Annotated in this window: 19 protein-coding genes; 4 read left to right on the top strand and 15 right to left on the bottom strand. The window is 57.9% G+C overall.

All coding sequences use genetic code 11. The features are described from left to right. From ACP5VX_RS03635 to ACP5VX_RS03615, 5 genes are all read right to left on the bottom strand, one after another. A partial coding sequence (locus tag ACP5VX_RS03635) for a hypothetical protein (RefSeq protein ID WP_428724538.1) occupies positions 1–230 on the bottom strand: 230 nt, incomplete at its 3' end. A gap of 33 nt (positions 231–263) precedes the next feature. After that, positions 264–908 (bottom strand): ACT domain-containing protein, encoded by a 645-nt coding sequence (locus ACP5VX_RS03630; protein ID WP_428724537.1) that lies wholly within the window; start codon positions 906–908, stop codon positions 264–266. A gap of 12 nt (positions 909–920) precedes the next feature. Continuing rightward, positions 921–1,445: a flavin reductase family protein gene (locus tag ACP5VX_RS03625; RefSeq protein ID WP_428724536.1), complete on the bottom strand. Its 525-nt coding sequence runs from the start codon at positions 1,443–1,445 to the stop codon at positions 921–923. Between the two features lie 37 nt (positions 1,446–1,482). Continuing rightward, complete coding sequence (locus ACP5VX_RS03620) at positions 1,483–2,229, bottom strand: 5-formyltetrahydrofolate cyclo-ligase (protein ID WP_428724535.1); 747 nt, start codon at positions 2,227–2,229, stop codon at positions 1,483–1,485. Positions 2,230–2,279: 50 nt separating this feature from the next. Further along, positions 2,280–3,227 (bottom strand): isoaspartyl peptidase/L-asparaginase, encoded by a 948-nt coding sequence (locus ACP5VX_RS03615; protein ID WP_428724539.1) that lies wholly within the window; start codon positions 3,225–3,227, stop codon positions 2,280–2,282. 185 nt (positions 3,228–3,412) lie between these two features. Between ACP5VX_RS03615 and ACP5VX_RS03610 the strand changes: the two genes are divergently transcribed. Then, positions 3,413–3,790, top strand: coding sequence for a transcriptional regulator (locus ACP5VX_RS03610; protein WP_428724534.1), 378 nt, complete (start codon positions 3,413–3,415; stop codon positions 3,788–3,790). Here ACP5VX_RS03610 and ACP5VX_RS03605 read toward each other — a convergent pair whose 3' ends face one another. Further along, positions 3,791–4,099, bottom strand: a complete 309-nt coding sequence (locus ACP5VX_RS03605; RefSeq protein ID WP_428724533.1) for a hypothetical protein — start codon at positions 4,097–4,099, stop codon at positions 3,791–3,793. Between the two features lie 311 nt (positions 4,100–4,410). Here ACP5VX_RS03605 and ACP5VX_RS03600 point away from each other — a divergent pair, with 311 nt between their 5' ends. Next, positions 4,411–5,133, top strand: a complete 723-nt coding sequence (locus ACP5VX_RS03600; RefSeq protein ID WP_428724532.1) for a hypothetical protein — start codon at positions 4,411–4,413, stop codon at positions 5,131–5,133. Here ACP5VX_RS03600 and ACP5VX_RS03595 read toward each other — a convergent pair. From ACP5VX_RS03595 to ACP5VX_RS03570, 6 genes are all read right to left on the bottom strand, one after another. Further along, positions 5,120–5,692 carry a YfcE family phosphodiesterase gene (locus tag ACP5VX_RS03595; protein WP_428724531.1) on the bottom strand — a complete coding sequence of 191 codons (573 nt, stop codon included), beginning with the start codon at positions 5,690–5,692 and terminating at the stop codon, positions 5,120–5,122. The two genes, ACP5VX_RS03600 and ACP5VX_RS03595, sit on opposite strands and share 14 nt — an antisense overlap. A gap of 48 nt (positions 5,693–5,740) precedes the next feature. Further along, positions 5,741–6,835 carry an ABC transporter ATP-binding protein gene (locus tag ACP5VX_RS03590; RefSeq protein ID WP_428724530.1) on the bottom strand — a complete coding sequence of 365 codons (1,095 nt, stop codon included), beginning with the start codon at positions 6,833–6,835 and terminating at the stop codon, positions 5,741–5,743. Positions 6,836–6,837: 2 nt separating this feature from the next. Beyond that, complete coding sequence (locus ACP5VX_RS03585; RefSeq protein WP_428724529.1) at positions 6,838–9,066, bottom strand: ABC transporter permease; 2,229 nt, start codon at positions 9,064–9,066, stop codon at positions 6,838–6,840. Between the two features lie 92 nt (positions 9,067–9,158). Then, complete coding sequence (locus ACP5VX_RS03580) at positions 9,159–10,886, bottom strand: ABC transporter substrate-binding protein (protein ID WP_428724528.1); 1,728 nt, start codon at positions 10,884–10,886, stop codon at positions 9,159–9,161. Positions 10,887–10,954: 68 nt separating this feature from the next. Then, positions 10,955–12,109 (bottom strand): hypothetical protein, encoded by a 1,155-nt coding sequence (locus tag ACP5VX_RS03575; RefSeq protein WP_428724527.1) that lies wholly within the window; start codon positions 12,107–12,109, stop codon positions 10,955–10,957. A gap of 69 nt (positions 12,110–12,178) precedes the next feature. Next, positions 12,179–14,359, bottom strand: a complete 2,181-nt coding sequence (locus ACP5VX_RS03570) for a metallophosphoesterase family protein (RefSeq protein ID WP_428724526.1) — start codon at positions 14,357–14,359, stop codon at positions 12,179–12,181. A gap of 72 nt (positions 14,360–14,431) precedes the next feature. Between ACP5VX_RS03570 and hjc the strand changes: the two genes are divergently transcribed. Then, positions 14,432–14,881: a Holliday junction resolvase Hjc gene (hjc, locus tag ACP5VX_RS03565; protein ID WP_428724525.1), complete on the top strand. Its 450-nt coding sequence runs from the start codon at positions 14,432–14,434 to the stop codon at positions 14,879–14,881. Positions 14,882–14,883: 2 nt separating this feature from the next. Here the strand turns inward: hjc and ACP5VX_RS03560 are convergent, their stop codons facing one another. After that, positions 14,884–16,443 (bottom strand): PINc/VapC family ATPase, encoded by a 1,560-nt coding sequence (locus ACP5VX_RS03560; RefSeq protein ID WP_428724524.1) that lies wholly within the window; start codon positions 16,441–16,443, stop codon positions 14,884–14,886. Between the two features lie 83 nt (positions 16,444–16,526). On the opposite strand from ACP5VX_RS03560, the gene ACP5VX_RS03555 reads away from it, so the two are divergent. Beyond that, a complete protein-coding gene (locus tag ACP5VX_RS03555; protein ID WP_428724523.1) occupies positions 16,527–18,023 on the top strand; it encodes a metallophosphoesterase family protein in 1,497 nt (498 codons plus the stop codon). 3 nt (positions 18,024–18,026) lie between these two features. Here the strand turns inward: ACP5VX_RS03555 and ACP5VX_RS03550 are convergent, their stop codons facing one another. Both ACP5VX_RS03550 and ppsA read right to left on the bottom strand, forming a co-directional pair. After that, positions 18,027–19,358: a cyclic 2,3-diphosphoglycerate synthase gene (locus tag ACP5VX_RS03550; RefSeq protein ID WP_428724522.1), complete on the bottom strand. Its 1,332-nt coding sequence runs from the start codon at positions 19,356–19,358 to the stop codon at positions 18,027–18,029. Positions 19,359–19,418: 60 nt separating this feature from the next. Further along, positions 19,419–21,923: a phosphoenolpyruvate synthase gene (gene ppsA, locus ACP5VX_RS03545; RefSeq protein WP_428724521.1), complete on the bottom strand. Its 2,505-nt coding sequence runs from the start codon at positions 21,921–21,923 to the stop codon at positions 19,419–19,421. Positions 21,924–22,079 lie beyond the last annotated feature (156 nt).

Below are 22,079 nucleotides of genomic sequence, written 5' to 3'. Positions count from 1 at the left end.
TCCTCGCGTATTTTCAACACCAGCACCCCTACGATCAAAGACAGCAACGACAACAGGAGGTTGAAGCTGGTGAACACGAGCCTGAGACCCTCGAAGTAGGGCATAAGCGGTTTCATGAACGCGAGTAAGTCTAGTACGTAGGATAGGCCGACGTATAGCGAAAAGGCCTCGGCACCGTAAAACACCCCGGAAACGATCGTCAGTGCCGATACCAGTACTCTATTGACCAACCGACCACCCCAGCACGGCTTCGCTATCGCCTCCTATCTTGATAGCTCCGATAGTAGCTGAAAAGCCTTCCTACTCTCCTCCTCGCTCATGATCATTATCGTGTCCCTATGGCAGGACAACAACTGGAGGATGTTAATCCCGTGGAGAGAGAGGAGGGACGTGACAACTGATGTGAAGCCGGGGGTGTTAATGACCTCGTCTGGGCTCACCATTATCACGGCTGACACGTTGTTCGCCGCGTAGAGGACATGTGCTCCCAGTCTCTCTGTAAAGCGCCCCGCGTGCTCCCTGTCGATCACGATCGTGATAGACGACACGCTCTGAATGACGGAGAGGAACCTCGCCCTACCCCTTATCTCAGAGACAAGCTTCAGGACTTCAGGGTAGGCCCCCAGGCCGACGCTCAAGACGGCTAGGTCCGTCTTGAGTTCGAGGCTGGACTCCTCAAGGATGCGGGCGACTAGCCTCTCGTCAAAGCCCTTGAGCCCCCCAAGCCTATTGGAGAGCCTCCTCAGCCGCTTGACGCATTCACCAGTGCTCTCGAACTCTAGACCCTGCTCCGCTAGCACCTTACAGAGCTTCCTCGCCGAGAGGAACCCCTTGATCAAGCCGTAGGCTACGAAGGGGTTTAAGAGAACCTTCCTCTCCACCCCCCGGGGTTTGCCCTCCTCGCTCAACTCGTCCTTCCCCTAGACCGACGTGACGACCGTCTCGTTCGAGAGGAACATGTTGCCCGACAAGTGTAGGATGACCTTGAGGTCGGGGCGGGGTGTGAAGTCGTCGTACGCCCGAGGGCTGTGGTGAGTGTAGACGACCTCCCCGATGAACAGCTCGTGGTCGCCGTAGAGCTTAGACTCCAGCACCCTGCACTCAAGGTTTGCTACCGCCTCGCGGATCACCGGGGCCTTCACGCGCCTCCCCCTCTCGAAGGTCAGCCTCAACTCGCGGAGCTTGGCGGGACCACTTAGGCTTCCAGCGAGCCACACCTCTCTCAGCAAGTCCCAGCCCGGAACCGCGACTACGAACTCCCCGTGCTTTTTCACCAGCCTGTAGGTGTACCTTTCCGGGGCGATCGACACTGCTACGTAGAACGGCTGGGACGACACGACTGTTACCCAGTCGGCCGTCATGACGTTGTACTCCTCCGGGTAGGAGCCAGAGGTGATGAGGTAGGTTCTGAGCGGGTAGAGCAGCCTGTACGGCCTAGCAGGCATTCCAGACCACGCCAGGGACTATCGGCAGAGTAGCTATTTAAGCCTGCCCACACAGCTCTCTAAGTATTGGTATCTCTAGGATTTTCCCCCTCGGTATCAAGCCACAGTCGATCCTCGTGGGCCTCTGTCTCGGCCCGCCGACCCTTATGAGCCGTGTAGGTGTTGATATGATGTCGACTGTGAGGTCCCAGGGCATTAAGGGGATCGGGCTCTCGACTACTTGGAGGTCGTGAACAGTCGTCGCAACTATGGTGCCCTCGTCGACCAGCTTGAAGTGGGCGAGTATAGCGTACTCCAGCTCGCTGTACCCTTCCCCCTTACCTAGCCGGCCGCCACCGTGGTCCACGACGACCGAGCCTGCTACAAAGGCGTCGATCCTAGGCATGTCTCTCGGGTCGGCGGCCCTCCCGTACTTGAAAAGGCCGCTGATCGTGGAGGCCTCGCGGGCTCTCCCCCTGGGTATCGAGGACGGGTCGAGGAGGACGAAACCCCTTGATATCCTAGGAGTCGACACGTAGACCTTAACGCCCTCCTCGAGCAGCATCCTCCTCACAGGTGCTTGGGGGGCGTCGGGGTTCACAAAGACCGCGCTAACCCCCGCATCGAGCAGTACTCGCACAAGTCTCGACGCCGCCTGCTCTGCGCCGACGAAGTTCGGTATCCTGCCGTAGACAGGCCTGGGGAAAGCGGCTACACCAGCCTCTTCCAGCGCGCTCCAGACCCGCCTCCTCAACGCGGACCTGTACGCCAGCGCCTCCTCTGAGCTCTTGAAGGTGTTACGCAATACGCATCTTCCTAAAAGCTTTCTATCAAAACTCGGGGTTGAAAAAGGCGCTACGGCCTGTCCACCACGACAAGTCTCCCGTCGGCGTCTACGTAGGCGACCAGGATTGCCTCAGTGTTGTACTTGACCACGAACCTACCCTCCCTGTCGACCGCTATAAACCCCATGTTCCCGGCTCCGTGCCTGCTTGTCGCCTCTCTTATTACTACCTCGGCCGCCTCGTTCAGGCCGAGCCCGCTCCCCACAAGCTCTTCCAGCCTGCGGCAGGGCATCTCTCTTATGATCACCTCCCCGTACCCGGTGGCACTGCACGCAGTGTACTTTCCACTGTAGAAGCCAGCTCCAGGAATGGGGGAGTCCCCCACCCTCCCGGGGAGTTTCAGGGAAACGCCGCCGGTGCTGGTGGCCGCGGCTAGGACGCCCCTGCCGTCCACCGCGACCGCCCCTACAGTGTCCCCGAGAAGCAAAGACTCCGACAGCGACTTTTTCAGATTCTTCAAGGCGTCGAGCAAGGCGTAGATCTTGAGGTAGTAGGCGTCCCCAACCGACTTTCCCAGGAGCCTCGCCAGCGACTCCCTGTACCTCTCGAATACGTGTGGAGGGGGAGGCGGCAGGGGCTCAAGCCCGAGGAGGAGGCCCAGTTCGTCGGCCCGCTCACCTGCCAGCAGAACGTGAGGGGTGTTCTCGGCTATAAACCTGGCGAGCAGTATCGGGTTCTTGACGCGCCTAACCGCAGCCACGGCACCCACGAGGCCCGTGCTGGTCATCAACCCGGCGTCTAGACTTCGCTCGCCCAGCAAGTCGAGGACGCTGCCTACCCCCGCGTTCAAGTACCCAGAGTCCTCCATGCACTTGACGGCCTCGACTACGGACGCCAGCGCGTCATCGGTCCTCTCTAAGACCTCCCGCCCCAGTTTCGCGCAACGGCCAATCGCCTCCACCGCCTTCGACTTCACTTTACTCTCGCGCCACGTGCCCGCCCCACCGTGGAGGATCACGAAGCCCAAAGCAACCACCCCGAGCGTAGCTATCTTATTCGGGCCTGGGCGTTAAAACACTTTACGTCATCGAGAGATCGTTTCCGAAAATCCTCATACCTAGCATGGCTTGATTCAAAATATTTATAAAGGTCTTAATTTAAAGAAAATCGTAGAGGATTGAGTTTTCACAATGGGGTGTTAGGTTGTCAAGTGAAGAGTATTGCTCTATTTACGACATAAGGTTTCTCATGAACAGGAAGATAACGATAAGGCCAACACTAATGAAGACCCTGAAGACCGTTCTCGACCTGAAGAAAGTGACGGCCGACGTCGTCTCGCAGAGAACTAACAGGCCTAGGACCATCGAGTCCAAGTACCTGTCGGAGCTGAACAGGATGGGTATTGTGGCCAAGGTCAGGGAGGGGCGTAAAGTCGTCTACATCGAGGCGGTTACCGCGGTTAAGGAGGCTATAGCGAGGTATGGGCCGGACGTCAACATAGAGCAACTGGCACACCAGATAAGCATGCCCGCCGACATAGTGAGGTTCATCGTCGAAAAAGTCAAAACCGGGAAGCTCTAGCTACGCGAGCCTTATTATGACCTGCCTCTCGCTCTTCTCTCTATCGCCTACAGAGTTGAAGAGTAGTACGAGCTTTATCTCCCTGAGCCTACCTCTCTCCCCGTTAACACCGTTCGCGAAAGCCTCGACAAGCCTACTCAGAACAGCCGTCCGCGAGGGGAGGCCGTTGGCCGTCAGGTACCTGTCAATAGCCGCTATCGCGCTCTCGTCTACTCTGAGCGAGATCACCTTCTTCCTCTGCTTTATGTCCAGGGTTATAACGTTGTGATCGACAGTGGACTTCTGCGGCTCGACGACAGTTATTGCCATCTTGTCCCCTCAGTAGTTGCAATCGCCATGATGAGACGCCATAGTAATTAAGAATTTAGTCTGGAGCCATAGAGGTGTCCAGGACATGAGCTTAAATAGAACAGATAAAGAGTTTAAGTAAGATCAGGTTTTCCACAACAAATAGTTTTCACAGAAGCGTTTAAGAAGCCGTCCACAGATATGTAATATTGAACCGGCCCTTGCCACACCCCCGCAGACTCGGGGCGGGATGAGCAAGGGTGACTCCCCTGGGCACCCTACCCTCCTTATTATAGGTTGCTACAGGAGTAGTCTACTGTAGGAGTCACGGCTTGAGGAACATAGTAGACTCTCTACGTGAGGTGCACCTCCAGGTCAAGGTCGTCGAACTCGGCGACTTTAAAGTCGTGGTGAAAGAGTACGGGCGGGAGCCTGGGATCCTGAAGTGGGCTTTCATAAAGGCATCGACGATCCCCCTCCAGGTATACCCCTTCGAGGTAAAGCCCCTGAACAGGCTGGAACGGGAGGTGAAGGCGTTTAAGGAGCTGAGGGGCTTCTCGACACCCAGGGTGATCCTTGTCGACTACAGGGACGCCCTGATCGCCAGGGAGTTCGTCGAGGGGACAAACGACGTAGAGGTAGTGAGGAGACAGCTTGACAGGCTCGGGGAGGTGTTCAGCGAGACGCACAACTACGGCTACTCGCTAGGCGACACGAAGCTGGACAACCTCGTCTACAGCGAGGGAAAGGACAAGTGGTACGTCATTGACTGCGAGCAAGCGGTCAGCCCAGCGAGACCCCAAGCGATGATATGGGACTTACTGGTGTTCCTCACCTCGTACCTGTTCGCAACGCTGGAAAGAAACGTCTTCGCCCTGGCCGGCTTCAGGGAACAGATGTCGGTGTTCCTCCGCTCCTATTTACAGAGGTCGGACAACCGCGTAGAGATAGCGAGCTCCGCCGGGACCTACCTCGTCAAGCTCGTGTCCTCACTAATGCTCCCCTACCCCTTGAGCAGGGCCTTCATAGACGCTTTGAGGTCTAGCAGTACCTGAAAACCCCACTTTCGTAGGAGAAGCACTTCGAAGTCTCGCGGACATCCCCCTCTTTCAGCTCGTAGAGCCTGACTCGGATAACCCGGCCCAGGACTTCGACGTCAGCCATGCTGGGGATCATGGAGGCGTCCCCTCCTCCCCAAACGCCCGTAAGAGAGCCGGGGTTTATGTGGAGGTACCTGCCGGTGGTGTCGACCTCCACGAAAGGCGAGTGAGTGTGGCCGGAGAAGAGCACCGATACCCCCAGCCGCACCGCTATCTCAGTCAACTGCCTGATATCGCCTCTCGGGTACACCCGGTCGCCGTGGTGTACGCCCATTTTAAACGGGCCGGCTTCGAAGACGGCCGTCTTGGGGAGGGGTAGGTAGTCCATGTTGCCTCTTACAACGTAGACGCTCACCGATAGCCTCTTGACCCAGTCGAGCACCTCCCTGCCCGTCAAGTCGCCGGTGAAGACTACTGTGTCCCAAGACCCCCGGTTTATGAGGTCGAGCAGCAGGGGCGGGACTCGGGTTGCCCTATCGGGTATATGGGTGTCGCCTATGGCTAGGATCCTCAAAGTAAAAAGCCTCCCCCTGCGTTTCGGCTGCTGCGGGCCGGCCGTCTGCTACTTGTACGGTATCGCGATTATGTTCCTGGCAGAGACCCCGAGCTCGACAGCAGACCCCACCGAGACGTCGAAGTAGTTTGGCAAGTACGCCAGGAGCGTGACCTTGCCCACCTTCACTCTCGCCTCAAGCTTGTCGCCGACGAACATCTTGAAGTCCACGACGCCCTTGAAGACAACGTCCGTGTCGCTCCTGGGGGGCCCGACGACGATAACCTCCGGCCTTATAACCACGGCGACCCTGCCTTTCAGGCCCTTCTCGACTGGTGTTGCCGGGATGTCCGCGTCGAGCTCTGCTACTCTCACCAGGACGTAGTCCCCTTTCTCCCCTACGACATCGCCCTCGAAGATGTTGCTCCTCCCCAGGAACTCGGCTACGAACAGGTTTTTAGGCCTGAAGTAGACCTCGTCGGGTCGGCCGACCTGCATTATCCTGCCGCTGTTCATGACTGCGATCCTGTCGCTCATACTCAACGCCTCCACCTGGTCGTGCGTCACGTAGACCGTGGTTATCTTCAAGCTCCTCTGTATCCTCTTCAGCTCCTCCCTCATCTCGATCCTGAGCTTGGCGTCCAGGTTGCTGAGGGGCTCGTCGAGGAGGAGGATCCTTGGGCTCACCACTAACGCCCTGGCGAGGGCCACCCTCTGCTGCTGCCCTCCGCTCAATTGTAGCGGGTACCTCTTCTCCATCCCCTCGAGCCTGACGAGCTCCAGCGCCTGTTTAACCAGCCTCCTTATGTCGTCCTCGCTAAGGTTAAACCTCTTCTTCTTGACTCTCAGGCCGTAGGCGACGTTGTCGAACACGGTCATGTGCGGCCACAGCGCGTAGTTCTGGAACACCATAGCCGTCTCCCTCTCGTAGGGCTTCTTGAACGTGACGTCCTCGTCGTCGAAGAAGACCCTCCCGCTGTCGGGGACCTCGAAGCCCGCGATTATCCTGAGGGTCGTCGACTTACCGCAGCCGCTGGGGCCTAGTATCGTAAAGAACTCGCCCTTGTCGATCTTTAGGGAGACGTGGTCCACCGCGACGACGCTCCCGAAGTACTTGCTTACGTCGTCGAGCGTGACGCTGACAGGGTGGAGCTCCAGGCTCATCCTTACACCCCTATGAATGCATATCTCTGTTTGAACACCAAGATTATAATCATAACCGCTATCAACTGGATGAGGATGAGGAGGCTACCGATAGCGGCCGCCTCCTGTATCCCTGTCGCCGTGGCCTTCAACGTGTACATGTACAGCCAGAAGGTCACCGGCGCCTGGTCCTGTTTCAACCCGCCCAGTGTAATGCTCGTCGTGACCTCTGTCGCCATGTAGACAAACCCGAGTAGAGCGCCGCTCAGGACGTACGAGAGTATGAACGGGAAGACGACGCCGAATATCACTCTTGTCCTGCTAGCCCCCAAGTTCAAAGCGGCCTCCTCCAAGTTCTTGTGCACCTGCTGGAACCCCGCGTAGACCGACCTCACAACGTAGGGGAGCCTCCTGACGCTGAACGATATTATTAGGACGAGCCAGAGCTGGAAGGCCCGTATGTCTAGGGGGTTGAGTATCGACAGCCCGGTGACCTCGGCTAGGTCTCTGAAGAAGAACCAGTACCCCAGCGCTATCACGAGGCCCGGTATAGCGATGGGCATCGTAGCCACGGAGTCGAGGAGGTTCGTCAACCACCTTATGTTGACCCTGCTCACGCTGTAGCCGACCATTATAGCGAGTATAACGCCTATCGCCACAGACGTAGCAGCGTACTTCAGCGTGTTGAGTATCCCGTTGAACACCTGGGGGTCTGCCGCGATCATCCTGAACGACTCTAGGTAAGTGGCCGGGTTAGAGTAGAGGACGAACGTCCAGCCGAAGGGCTGGAGCACCTTCATCGCGAGCAATATTACGGAGATCTGCGGCAGCGAAGTGAATATGACCAGGGGGAACACTCCCAGGTAGATGGCGAGGCTCGCCAGGAGACCCGGCTTCCTAGCCCTCGAGACGAGCCTACCGCCCCTGCTGATCATCGCATACGACCTCATACTCACGTAGTTCCTTATGGCGAGGAAGCCCATTATCGCGAAGAACAGCATGACAACCCCCACCGCGGCCGCGGTCGGCGATATGATCGCCTGCTCGGTGAGGAAGTTGCTGAAAATGTAATAGCTCATCACTTTATCGAACCTCCATATTATCGGAGCGCCCAGGTCCTCTAGGCTGAATATGTACACTAGTATGGCGCCAGCAGCAATGCCCGGGAGAGCCAGCGGCATCGTGACGTCCAGGAAGAGCCTCAGCCCCTTGGAGCCGAGGTTCTCGGCCTGCTCCTCCATAGAGGGGTCTATGTTTATCAGGCTAGCGTAAGTGTTCAGGTAGACGATGGGGTAGAACGTTATAACCTGCGTTATGATGACACCCGCCATGCCAGAGATCATCAACTTGTACTTACCCCCCGTCAGGAGGTAGACCAACTGGGAGATCGGGCCCGAGTCGCTGAAGAGCAGCTTGATCGCGTAGGCGTTAACGAAGGGCGTCACGAACAGCGGTATGATCGCGATGATCCTCAGCAGGTCTTTGCCAGGGAAGTTGAACCTCGCTATCACGAAGGCGACTAGTACGCCTAGAACCGTCGCGAAAACGGTGACTATTGTGGCGATTATGAGGCTGTTCAAGACCGTCCCGTACCCGTAGTTCATGAAGTAGAAGTTGATCAGCGTCGTGTTACCCATGGGGATGAGCTGGTAGGGCTGGGTATCGCCCGGGAGCAGGTAGGGCCTCACGAAGCCCTGGCTGGGGTCCCTGAATATCGAGACGAAGTTCCCTAGCCAGCCGGCCTCCGACACGAAGGAGTACCTGAGCATGTATGCCAGCGGCAGTATCAGGAACACGGTGAGGTAGGCCACGCTGACCACTAGGAAAACCCAGATGATCGGGTCTAACTCGAAGAGGAGGGCCCTGAGCCTCCTCTCGAAGCCAGGTTTAGCGACCTCGGCTGCCGGGGGCGCCTCTCTTTTGACGAAGCCTATAACGGCCGAGGCCGCTGTAGCAGACAGGAACGGCAGGAAGACCAGCGCTACCGCCATTGGGGGGCCTTCCAGGTCTGTGAGCGCGATTATAAAGACGTAGATGAACGCCACGATCGCTGCGAAGCTGAGCGTGGAGCTGAACCTGACCCTATCGTAGTCGAAGCCCAACCTCAGAGACGCCAACCCCACTGCTATGCCTACCAGCCACAATATCTCGGTGACAACAACGCTGACCCCTATGAGAGCGAACACTGTGTAGTATATGGCTGCGAGGACTACGCCTACTACGAGCAAGTCACGCGTAGTGACCGCCGGCAACTTAATCCCCCTTACTATATATACACCTCTGTCTTGTAAGGTCTATTTAGAATAGGGAGGGGGGATTAAAAAGGTTAATTGGGTGTTCGAGATCACTTCCTGCGCATGAAGTAGACGACCAGTAGTATTACCAGTAGGGCGACAACGGCTACACTCACTACCGTAGCCACGTTGGACTGCGGGGCCTGGGCTGGAGTGGTCGCTGGCGGTGCTGTGGTAGTTGTCGTAGTAGTGGTCGTGGTGGCCATCTGCGTGGTCGTAGTATAGGTTGTAGTCGTCGTGGTCGTAGTTGTTGTAGTCTGGGTAGTGATGCCCGACCACGGCGGTGGAGGTGGTGTCTGCCCTGCTAGTATGGCTTGTAGCTCCTGGTACACCCACTGATACTTGGTAGTCGCGCCGCTAGTCCACTCACTCATGAGCGTCTGGTAGACCTGCGTGTTGTTGGCCAGGTAGCCGTTGATCTTCAGCGCGTAGTCGAGTGTGAATGTCGTGTACTGACCCGTCAACGGGTCTTTGAACGGGAAGAAGGAGACTAGGTCGTCGACCAGCTTGTCGAACTGGTCCTTGGTTATCCTCCCGTTCAGGTAGGCCTGGGCTACTGCCGCCCACGTCGACTGTAGCTGGTCGTGCGCGTTCACCAGCGTGGCCTTGAAGTAGTAAATCACCGAGTAGACCCACATCGAGCTGAGGGTCTCGTTGAACTCTATAGAGCCGGCTTGAGCGGCAGCCTCGTAGGCCTTCTTCAAGTCGGGCCTCTGGGCGCCCTGGGGCGTGTCGAAGACGCGTGGGTTGGCTGGGAGCCTGTTTATGTTCGGGTCAAGCCACAACTGCTGCCCGCCGTACTCGCTCAGAACCCACGCGACAAATGCGGCGGCCTGGACCTTGTGCGGTGCGTTCTTCACTATCGCTATCGGGTCGTAGTTCACAATGCTCTGGTTCGGCGGAATGATGTACTGGCAGTCCGGGTTCTGCTGCATCGCCGTGTAACCGTAGAAGTCGATCGTCGTGCCCGCAGCGATGTCCCCCCTGATCACCGCGTCCCTCACGTCGCTGGAGCCGCCGTAGATTATGGCGTTAGCCGCCATGGTTGTCAGCGCCCTCCAGCCCTTCTCCCACCCGTATACTTGCAGTATGATCTCGAACATCCTGGTATTGCTGGTGCTGGCGGTGGGGTCGGCTGTGCCTATGAGGGGCTTCGCGGGCAGGTACTTGGCGTAGACCGGGTCGCCGAGGTCAGACCATACCTGTGGAGCGGGGACGTTGTACTGGGCGAGGACCTTCCTGTTGATCGTGATGCCGAACGAGCTCAGGCTTGCCCCTATCCAGTGGACAAACCCGTCGCTGCCGACTAAGTAGGACTGGGCGCCGGCGTAGGTGGGGGGTATCTTAGAGAGCTCGTAGAGGACGGCGTTGAACTCCGGGTGCGTCTTGTTGTCCAGCGGCTGGAGGAGGCCCTGCTGGTCTAGCCAGTTGAATAGTGTGGGGCCGCCGCCCCATGCCACGTCGATCTCGCCGCTCTGTATGTATTTCGGCCACTGTGCGCTACCAACGTACAAGAACACCACGTCGCTTATGCCGAGGGCCTTGGCGACAGGGCTGTTGAGGAACGCCACCCTGGCAGCGCTCTGAATAGTCTGCTCGTGCCTCGTTAAAACGTGAAGAGTGACTCCTTCACTGTGGGGGAGGCTCTTCAAGTAGTTGAGCCACGGGAAGGGCTCGCTGGCGGAGCCCCACGGCCACTCGGCCTTCGCCGGAGGCGTGTAAACCATTAGCACTATTGTCAAGAACAGTAGGAGACCGGCGATCTTTATACTACGCAACTAGGTCACCCGGCCAGGTTAATAATGGGGTGGACGAGGCTAAAAAAGCTTAAAAAAGGGTTCGAAGCCTACTTCTTCCCGGGTCTCCTAGCTAGCAGCACTCCCTCGATTATTATGATCAGTACAAGGACTCCGGCTACAACTCCCGTGGTTGTCCAGTCTACCGTGGTCGTTGTCGACGTGGTCGTGTACGTGGTGGTGAAGGTCGTGGTCGACGTGACGGTCGTGGTAGCCGTGGTCGTGAAAGTCTCGGTATAGGTCACGGTCGTGGTCACCCTAGACGTGACTATCGTGGCCAGCCAGGTGATGAAGTTCGTCACCCACCTGGGGCCGTCCAGTGATACGCCGTAGTAGCTGGAGGCCCAGGCAGGCTCGTAGTCGCCGTATATCGACTCGCCGGACAGCACTATTATGACGTTCTTGTCGCCCCAGTACTCCGCCATGTAGCCCACGAACGTGTTCTCGTCTTTAGAGTACTTCACCGGGTCGTAGACCAGTGGCGCCCAGTTGGCGTAGTTTACTCCAATGCGAGCGTAGTGGAAGTAGACCAGCCTTATCAGGTCGGATGTGATGTCTGTGACCGGGTCGTGGTATTTCCCGCTGGAGTCAACCCATATGACGCAGGTGGGCCCGTGCATCAGTATCGGCTTGGATATACCGGCGGACAGTATCTGCGTGTACAGGTCCGGCCTGTTGTCCGGCTCCACGAAGGCCAGCATCCTGTAGTAGGCCTTCGCGATTACAGGCCAGTCGCTACCGCCGTAGGAGTAGGTCCCGTTGTAGTTGCTGTAGACAGCGCCCTGCTCCAGCCTGAGCTTAGACCCGATGGCCGCCATCAGGTTGTTGACTATCTGGATCGTCTGGTAGCCGTTGCCGTAGTCGCTGTCGCCGCCTACCCATAGGGCCTTGTTGCCCTTGCTAAGCCAGTCTATGATCGCGTTTATCTCGTCGGCGCTGAAGGCGACCGTGGGCTGCCCTATCAGGAGGATGTCGACGTCGGCCAACTTGTCCGGGGTTAACGGGTCCTTGTTCACTATCCACTTCACGAAGGTGATGTTACCCATGATGTAGTTCAGGTACTTGTCGCTCTCGCCGTGGGCCAGGTCGACCATTACAGTGACGGTCCTCGTGGTCTGCGCGCTAGAGAGGGCTGGGGCTAGTACAGTTAGGGCGATGAAGAGGGAGAACACGATAGCCATTAGTAGGAGTGGTCCTTTGTTCAACCGTTTACACCCCTCTTAAAAATAGTAGAAGGGGGTCTAGATAAAAAATGTTTTCGTGTATTCTGCCTTCTATTTTTTACCACGCAGTAGAAGGAGCGCTACCACCACTACTATGATCGCAGCGACCGCGACAAGGGTCAGCACGGTTACAGACGGGGGTGCCCCTGGGCCCGTCGCCTGAGTTGGTGGGGGAGTAGTAGTGGTGGTCGTGGTGGTTGTCGTCGTGGTCGTAGTAGTGGTGGTCGTTGTAGTAGTCGTAGTAGTCGTGGTGGTCGTAGTAGTGGTAATGGGCACGATGGGTGTAGTTGTGGGTGTCTGGCCCTGTGGGTAGAAGTATATCACGAACGCGGCGTCGACCCTATTACCAGCGTTGTCGTAGCCGGTAACGTTCAAGTAGGCTCTGGTTGGCTGCTCGCCGCTGGGTGATGGGAGTGTGAGCAGGTACGTGTAGGTGTCGAAGCTGTAAGCCAGGGTGCCGGGGCTATTGAGGGTGGGCTGTAGGGTGACGGTCTTGCCGTCGTACGTGTAGGTCACCGTTATGTTCTTCGGGCCCCAGCCCTTGTCCGTCAGGTCGAGGTAGACCATTAGCTGCCTGCCCAGCGTTGGCACCTTCGGGACTGTGAGCTTTACACCGACCTGGGGGGGCTCCTCGTCGGCCATGTTAGCCAGGGCGAACTCGAGGCCCGAGCCGTACGGGAGGCTTATGTTCAGGGCCACGAACAGCCTGTCTCCCACCAGCAACTTGTCGACAACCTGGACGCTCGCGCCGCCCGTCGCGTTCAGTAGCTTGAAGACAAAGTCCCCAGCCCACGGGAGGGACCAGACCACCACCCCGGACAAGTTGAGGTAGCTGAGGTTGTTGTAGGCCTTCACAATGTAGGCGTGGGGTGTCTGCAGGAGTACAGCTGGCACGAAGGACTGGTTCTCGACTCCGTAGTTGTTCCTAGGCGGGTATATTCCGATGGGTAGCGAGTTCATGGCGAGGTTGGGCTTGTACTTCTTTGCCAGGTCGCCCGTGATGTTACTGAAACCGATGAACGTTGGCGGCTTAGCCAGGAACTGGAGGTCTCCCGTCTTCGTGTCCAGCCCGTAGTAGTCTATGCCGTCGTAGATGGCTGAGCCCATACCGCTGGTGGTTATTGTCAGGAAGTACGTCGTGGTGTTAGTCCGGGTACTGACGTACTTGACGAACAAGTCCCTGTGGACGTGGCCGGCGAGGACGTAGGTGACGTTGTAGTCCTCTATGAGCCTCAGCGTGTAGAAGAAGCTCGTCATGTTTCCGCTCCAGTAGCTACTGACGGGCGTCCACGGCCCGCCGGACACGTAGGGTCTCAACGTCTGTTGGTCGTCGCTACTCGTTATCAGCTCCCCCTGGTAGTAGAACATCGGGTGGTGCATCAAGAGTATCTTGATGGGCACGTTCGAGAACTGCTTTAGGGTGCTCTCTAGGAAGACCAGCTGGTCCCAGTTCAGGTAGCCCTCTTCCCTCGTGTTAACCGCTACGATGAGCACCTTCCCGCCGATGACCCTATACCACTGGGTGTCGCCGAGGTACTTGTAGTACTGGTCGTTCGGCATGTCGTGGTTGCCCGGGTTGCCGAATATCGGGAAGCTGTATAGGAAGGCGTACTCGAAGCCCACGGCCTGCTCGTACTGTGGGGCTGAGGCGGTGTCGGCTACGTCTCCCGTGTCTATGACTAGGTCGGGGGAGAGCAGGCCCGTGACGAGGTAGCTTGAGAACCTGTTCATGTCGCCTGTTATTATGTTGGGCTGCCCGGCACCGTAGTGCTGGTCCGAGATGTGGACTATCCTGAGGACGTCGCCCAGAGTCTTGATGACCCACAGGCTTCTAGGCAGGTAGAGCGTCTGCCCACCCGTCAAAACGATGTCGTAGACGCCGCCCTCGGCCTCGTTAGGCACTTTCACAGACACGACGCCGCCACTCGATGTGGCTGCTATAGTGTAGTTGAACAGCTTTAGGGCGCTGCCCACGAGCTTCACGGTCCAGATGTATCCGCCCGTGATACTTGCCCCCGCGTACTCGTCCTTCAGCTTGATGTAGACCGTGTCGCCAGGGAACGCTACAGCCGGTTTGTTCATCGACACGTTTGCTGCCGGCGAGACCCAGGGCTTGTAGACCACGCCGGGTAGTACCGGGGCCTCGCTTGCTGGAGCCGCCCGCAGCGGCGCGGCTATTAATGTTAACACTAGTGCGAGGACTACGGTTGTGAGAACGACTTTTTTGCCCATGAGGTTCACCAATACGGCATTTTTATACTCTCGTAGCCAAATCAAATAAACTTAACGAGCGTGGGTAGGAGTTTGTCTAACAGGAAGAGGGGCTTCGCGCACGAGAGAGACCTGGCCAGGAGGCTCTGGGAGAGAGGGTTCGCTGTCATGAGAGCCCCGGCAAGCGGCTCGAAAGCCAAGAGGGTGGTGTACCCCGACGTGGTCGCTATCATGAACGGCCAAGTCTTTGCCTTCGAGGTCAAAACCACTAGAACAGAGGATAAGACTCTGTACATTCAAAGAGACCAAGTCCAAAAACTCTTAGAGTTTGTCAGGAGGTCGGGAGGGGCCGCATTCATAGCGGTCAAGATCGTGGGGAGAGGGGAGTGGATGTTCGTACCCGTGAAGGAGCTGGTGGAGACGCCCGGGGGCAATTACAAGCTCTCACTCGGCAACTTGCGGGAGGGTAGCTTTCTGAGGATAGACAACCTGGTGGCCATGGCGCTAGGGGTCAGGCCTCTACGCGAGTTCCTGAAGAGCTAGGGCTACTCGAGCTTGACTCTTATGTTTACCTTGTACTTCTCCATGAGCTTCCTGAGCTTCCTCATGGACTTTACGTACTTGTTGGCCGAGTCTCTGGGTATCGATATGACAACCCCGTCCTCTACCTCCTCGAGTCTAGCCCCTGGGAAGAGCTTCTCGAGCTGGGCGTACAGCCTGTGGCCCTCCTGCCTGCCGAACTTTAGCTTCTTGACGGGGACGACCACCGTCTGCTCGCCGAAAGTGTATATCTCGTACTCCAGCTCGTCGGTCATGAAGTCCCTGACCTCTACTACGGGCCTTGAGAGCTCCGCCTCCTTTAACCCCGTGGGCAACTTGACCGTCATCCTGACGTCGTAGACCTTATCGACGAGCCCGTTCTTTATGAAGATCACAGTGTCGATTAGGGAGGGTATCATGCCCAGCTCGACTCTCCCAATGAACCTCTGGATAGCGTCTATGGGGCTGGTCGCGTGGACGACGCCTATCATCCCGATGCCCGCCAGCCGCAGGTCCGCGTACAGCTTGAAGTCCTCGTCTGTTCTCATCTCGTCGAAGACCGTGTAGTCCGGCCTGGAGAGGAGGAGTATGTCGTGCAGCTCCCTCGCGTCGGCGTACGTCTTGCTGTACTGGGTGACCTCCTCCGGAAGTACCATGTCCCTAGGGCTCTCGATCGTCTTCACGATCTTGCCCCTCCTGTAGTAGTACTCGGCAAGCGCCTGCGCGAAGGTCGTCTTCCCCATACCTGGCGCCCCCGCTATTAGTATGCCCTCAGCCCTCTCGTTAAGCCTGCTTATCAGCTTGGCCGGCAGGTTGTAGTCCTCGAGCCTAAGCTTCTTGAGGGGGCGCACTATGGTCAACTCCCACCCGTCGCTCATCGGCGGCCTCGTTACGACTATCCTGTACAGGCCGAGCTGTATTATGGAAGAGCCCGGCCTGTCGATCTCTATGAAGCTGTCCTCCCTCCTCCTCGCCTCTTCGACGATCTCGTTGACCATCTGCTCTATCTCCTTCCTCGTCAAGACGCCGTCGGAGAGCCTGACGTAGCTCCAGTCGCCCGGCCTGCCCTTCTTGGCCACGGGATGGGTGTTCTCCTTTATGTGGACGCTCATCGTGTTCTCGTCGAAGAACCTCTCGAAGGATAGGCGGGCCCGGTTCTCGGGCTCGTATAAGAGGGCGTCGACGCCCATCGCCTCGGCGACCATTTTCGCGACCCTGCTCCCGGTCACGACTAAGCCCCCGACCTGCATGGCGTAGTCTCTCACAACCATGTTAAGGGCGCTCTCGTCGAGGTCCCTCGCCCTGTACGCCGACTCGTCGCCCGCGTACTCCAGCCTTATGAGCCCCCTCGCGCTGAGCTCTCTTAGCCTCTTCAGCTCCTCCAGCCCCGCGTACCCTACTGCCTGGTCCCTCAGAGCGGCCTGCTCGAGGTAGGCAATTATCTCCTTCCTGACCACAACTCTGCCCCTGAGCCGCCCCTCCTCCACCAGCTTAGAGACTATCCCCTGGACGATCGCCGTCAGGTCCGGCACAGCGACAGTCTCGCCGGCAAGCCTTATACTCACTACCTATCCACCATTACACTGCTTGCTAATCGGAAAACAGGTTTTAAAGCTCGCCTAGTCAAGCTAATATCGGTGACGTGTAGTTGAGGCCTGGGGTAGCCGCATTATTGTTGCTCCTGACGTTGACCACTGCCATGGGCGTACACGCCGAGGGTGTGCAGCCCCTCCAGCAGGCCACTTCTAGACCTCTCCCGCAGAACCTACCCTACTACGTGCTGGTCGTGTGGGGCGACAATAGACCCTCGTCTACCTCGGGCCCCTACTCGCTGGTGTACCCAAACGTCTTCGTGGACATACTGAACGAAATCAGCGGGATATACCCCCAGGCGGTGATCGGTGGAGGCGACTTCGTGTCCTTCGGTACTCTCGACCAGTACAAGGCGTTCTACAACCTGTTGTCGCAGGCGAGAATCGACAACTTCATACCGGTCATTGGCAACCACGACGTGGCCTACGGCCCCGACTCCTGGAGCTACTACGCGGCGTACGTGGGGAACACGACCGTCGTCTTCGACGGCATACCCGGGTGGAGGATCGCCTCGCTCAACGTTGAGGGGTCTCTCAGCGACCTCTATTACGGGCTCAACGCGACGCTGAGCGGTCTTGGCAACAGGTCGCTAATCCTAGCCTACCACAGGCCTATCTACCCCTACGTCGGCCACAACATGCAGGACGAGGAGCCAGACAAGGCCAGCGCGATACTGAACTTCATATCCTCCCTCCCCGTCCCGCCGAGAATAGTCCTGCAGAGCCACTGGCACGGCTACGCCGAGAACGCGACGCCCAGCACACTCTGGGTCGTGACGGGCGGTGGGGGTGCGCCACTCTACAGCTGCTCGTCGGCCAACGCCACATTTTGCTCGTCGACCTACAACTACGTCGTCCTAGTACTCTACCCGACCGGGGAGTACAGCTACATACCGCTGAAGGCGGGGCCAGGCTCGGGCAACGTTACAGTTAGAGTAGCCGACACGACCAGCTTCATTGTGAACAACACCAAGCTGGACGTCTACGGGAACTACAGGGAAGTGCCTGTCAGGCTGGTCTGGACGGCCGGCAGCAGAGTCCTCTACCTCGTCGGCTTCGCTCCGGCCAACTCGGTGTCCTACGCCACGTACGACGAGTCGAGCAAGGCGATCAGGACTAACCTGACCAACGCCTACGTCTACGTGCAGAGCCTCGACAGGCCCTACGAGGCTGTCGTGGTAGAGGTCAGAGAAGGGGTAGCAGACCTCTCCGCCTTAAACCTGTCGGGTGTTACCGCGGTCTCGCCACCCCTGGTTGTACAGCCCACGCAGACCACGACTACTGTGAGAACAACGACGACCACCACGCGGACCACTACGACTACTACCACCACTATTACTACGACCACTACAACGGCCACGACCACCACGACCACGACGGCGCCGTCTCCGACCGCTACCGTTACTACGACAACCACGACCACGGCAACGCAGGTATTGACAGGAACCCCCGAGGAAACCGTGGCTCGGGGCGTTGTGACGGCGGTCGTAGTCCTGTTGTTCGTGCTCGCCCTAGCCTACCTGTACCTCAGGAGGGCCAGGATTAGAAAATAGAGGCTAGAAAGTAGATTTTTTAGCGGCCCTCTCCAGGAACTTGTCCACTATGTCCTTGAAAGTAGGGCCCTCTACCACGCGTACCCTGAAGGACACGTGTAGAGCCGGCTTGTTCAGCCTTATAAGCTTGGTGAGGTCGCTGGGTGTGGCGAGTAAGACGGCGTCAGCCGGTACGGAGTTGAGGGTTTCCTCTAGGTCCCTCAACTGATCAGGGTTGTACCCCATACTGGGTACTACGGGCCCTATACTTCTGAACTCCTCGTACACCGCCTTCAGGGAGCCCTTCGCGTAGGGGCGTGGGTCGACGACCTCGAGCCCGTACTTCTTAGCCGCCACGTAGCCGGCGCCGTAGCTGGCGCCGCCGTGCGTCACGGTGGGGGCGTCCTCGACGACGACGACCCTCCTAACCCCCTTCGGCTCGCCCTCCTCTATGTACACGTCGCTGACTGCTATGCTCACCTCGGCCCTCGGGTTCAAGGCCTTGATCCTCTCCACGAGGCTGTCCAGCACCTGCCTGGTCGCCTGGTCGGCCTTGTTAACGATCACGTTGTCGCAGGCAAGGAGGTTCACCATGCCCGGGAAAGCCGAGGTCTCAATACCCGGCCTCATAGCGTCGGCTACCGTGATGTACAGGTCCGGCTTGTAGAACGGGAAGTCGTTGTTCCCCCCGTCCCACAGGATGACGTCGCTGCTCTTCTCGACCTCTCTCAGGATCATGCCGTAGTCTACGCCGGCGTAGACCGTGAAGCCGAGTTTCAGGTAGTGCTCGTACTCCTCCCTCTCCTCCACGGTGATCAAGTACTTGCCGAGGTCGTCGAACGTCTCGAACTTTTGGACTGGGTAGAAGACCTCGCTGTACGGCATAGGGTGCCTTACAACACCGACCCTTAAACCCCTGGACTTGAGCTCTAACGCGACCTCGCGCGAGACGCTGCTCTTCCCTACACCCGTCTTCACACCCGTCACAGCTATAACGGGCTTGATGCTCTCCAGCATCGTGTCTTTGAAACCGAGAATCCTGAAGCTAGCCCCCGTCTTGAGGACTTTTGAGACCACCTCGCCGAGCTCTTGGAACGTCAGGTCGCTGTATGATAAAACCGCCTCTTCGAAGCCGGGGTTCTTGGCGAGCTCCTCTAAGTACCCTATCCCGAGAACGGGTATCCCGTTCGGGTACAGCTTCCCGGCGAGCTCTGGAGGGTAGACCCTCGTCTTCAGCCCCTTTATCTGCGTCTGGAGGAACGCCACTACGCGGTACTCGGGGTTGTCCCTGAAGTACACGTTGAAGTTGTGGAAGTCTCTACCAGACGCACCAATAATCACGACTCTCTTAGGCATATATACACCATGTAGAAGAATAGAGGGTATGAATAAAAAACCTTGGTTTGCCTAAAGGGGTTAGAGGTTCATCTTCTTAAGGATGGCGTCGAGCTTCTCGAGCATGATCTTTCTCTCGATGCTGGCGACGAGCCTCCTGGTCGATACGACTGCGTCGGGGTTGACGCTAATGCTGTCGATACCCAGCCTCACCAGGTACTCCGTGAACTCCGGGTACACGCTTGGGGCCTGCCCGCAGATGCTGACGGTGGCACCCTTGCTGTGTGCCTTCTCGATCAGCATCCTTATTGCCTCGAGAACCGCCGGGTCTCTCTCGTCGAAGTAGCCCATCTCGGCGAGTATCTGGCTGTCCCTGTCGGCGCCTAGGACTAGCTGTGTCAGGTCGTTGCTACCGATGCTGAAGCCGTCCACGTACTCGGCGAACTTGTCCGCGAGTAACGCCACACTAGGCACTTCCGCCATGGCCCAGACCTTGAAGTCCTTGCTCCTCTTGAGACCCTCCTCCTCCAGTATCTTGACGACCCTCTGTATCTCCCACAGGGTCCTGACGAACGGGAACATGACCCAGACGTTGGTGAGGCCCATCTCTTCCCTGACTTTCCTGATGGCCCTGACCTCCAGCCTGAAGCCGGCCTCGTACTTCGGGTGGATGTACCTGCTGACGCCTCTCCAGCCGATCATCGGGTTCCTCTCGTCCGGCTCGAACTTCTCGCCTCCCTTCAAGCCCCTGAACTCGTTCGTCCTGAAGTCGCTGAACCTGACGACCACCGGCCTCGGGTATACCGCCTGGGCTACCTTGGCGATACCTGCGGCCAGCTTGTTGATGAAGAAGTCCTCCTGCTTCGTCTCTATTAGGTACATTGGGTGGTAGCCTATCCAGTCCGTGAAGATGAACTCTATCCTCATCAGCCCAATGCCGTCGAACGGCAGGTCCTTGTACTTGTCGATCGCGTCGGGCTCTCCCAGGTTCATGTATATCTTCGTGGCCGTTACCGGGTATAGCGGCAGGAGCTGCTCCGGGCTTATGCCCACGGCCGCGACAACTGCGCCGGCCACCGGCTGCTCTGGCGCGGCTGCCTTGGGCTTGACAAGCTCCTCCACTATGCCCTCGTATATGACGCCCCTAGCGCCGTCGACCGTTACCTCCTGACCGGACTGGATCACCTTGGTAGCGTTGCCAGTGCCGACCACTGCGGGGATGCCCAGCTCCCTACTCACGATGGCGGCGTGGCTTGTCATACCACCCTCGTCGGTCACGATGGCGGCGGCCTTCTTCATTAGTGGTACCCAGTCGGGGTCGGTCATCCTGGTGACGAGGATCTCGCCCTGCTTGAACTCCATGGCCTCCTTGCTCTTCGGGTCGAATATCACCTTAGCCACGCCTGCGCCGACGCCGGGGCTCGCCGGCAGCCCCTTCGCGAGTATCTTGGCCTCGGCCAGCCTCACGGTCTTCTTGGCCTCCACCGCGCCCACCTTCTTCTCGGCCTCCTTGGCCTTCTTGACGCTCCAAACAGTCTCGGGCCTCGCCTGGACAATGAACACGCTCTCGGGGAACTTCAAGTCCATGTCGATTGCCCACTCTATGTCCATGTGCCTGCCGTAGTGCTTCTGTATGAGTAGCGCCAGCTCGGCCAGCCTCTTGACCTCCTCCTCTGTGAGAGCGCTCTTGTCTGGCTGGGCCACCTTGGCTAGCGGGACGTCGACGACGCTACCCTCGTGAACCCAGGCCTTCTTGCTCTCGTCCCACCTTATGTCGATGTTCTTGCCCTTGCTAGGGTCGAAGGTGATCGCGAAGTTCTTGTTGTTGATCCTGGACTCTACGATCTTGAGAGAGGCCTTGTCGACCACGAACTCGTCGGGGGTGACCTTGCCTCCGACCACCGACTCGCCCAGGCCCCAGCTCCCCTCGATTACGATGACGTTCTCGTCGCCCGTCACGGGGTGTAGAGTGAACATGACACCAGCAGACCTGCTGTTGACCATCTTCTGGACAGTGACGCTCATCAGCGCCTTCTCGTGGGGTATACCCTGGGCTACACGGTAGAAGGTGGCCCTAGCCGTGAATAGGCTGGCCCAGCACCTCTTCACGTAGTAGACCACGTTGTCCTCGCCGTACACGTTCAGGTAGGTGTCCTGCTGGCCCGCGAAGCTGGCCTCGGGCATGTCCTCTGCCGTAGCGCTGCTCCTCACAGCGACCCTAAGCTTGGACGGCTCCATGTTGAGCCTCTTGGCTAGCTCCCTGTAGTACTTCTTTATCTCCTCCTCAATCTCCGGCGGCATGGGCTGCTCTAGGATCATCTGCCTTATCTTGGCGGTCGTCTCCTCCAGCTCCTTCGTGTTGTTGACATCCAGCTTGTTCAACATCGAGTAGATCTTCTCGGCTAGGCCCGTCTTGTCGAGGAAGTACTTGAAGGCGTACGATGTGACGGCGAAGCCGGGCGGCACAGGTATGCCCGCAGCGATCATCTCGCCCAAGTTCGCGTTTTTGCCTCCCACTAACAGAGTATCTTCTTTCCTTACCTCATCTAACCAGACAACGAACCTCTGTTCTTTTGGCAGACTCATAGACTCCACCGGTTAGAGCGGCTCTACTCTGTGATACGCAGAGTAGGGTTTTAATAGTTTACTTTATCGGAGTAAAAAACATGTACGCGTCTATACTCAATCTTAGTGAACATCCAAAGGGACTCTAACCTGTAAACGCGTAGGGTGGGAGCCAGG

Source organism: Thermogladius sp. (assembly GCF_049970955.1).
Taxonomy (GTDB): Archaea; Thermoproteota; Thermoprotei_A; order Sulfolobales; family Desulfurococcaceae; genus Thermogladius.
This window is presented reverse-complemented; position numbering and strand designations above follow the sequence as displayed.

What these genes read in the sequence shown, in the direction of transcription:
- ACP5VX_RS03625 (WP_428724536.1), bottom strand. Translation starts at nt 1,445, where the DNA reads ATGCCTGCTAGGCCGTACAGGCTGCTCTACCCGCTCAGAACCTACCTC.
- ppsA (WP_428724521.1), bottom strand. Translation starts at nt 21,923, where the DNA reads ATGAGTCTGCCAAAAGAACAGAGGTTCGTTGTCTGGTTAGATGAGGTA.
- ACP5VX_RS03550 (WP_428724522.1), bottom strand. Translation starts at nt 19,358, where the DNA reads ATGCCTAAGAGAGTCGTGATTATTGGTGCGTCTGGTAGAGACTTCCAC.
- ACP5VX_RS03605 (WP_428724533.1), bottom strand. Translation starts at nt 4,099, where the DNA reads ATGGCAATAACTGTCGTCGAGCCGCAGAAGTCCACTGTCGATCACAAC.
- ACP5VX_RS03570 (WP_428724526.1), bottom strand. Translation starts at nt 14,359, where the DNA reads ATGGGCAAAAAAGTCGTTCTCACAACCGTAGTCCTCGCACTAGTGTTA.
- ACP5VX_RS03590 (WP_428724530.1), bottom strand. Translation starts at nt 6,835, where the DNA reads ATGAGCCTGGAGCTCCACCCTGTCAGCGTCACGCTCGACGACGTAAGC.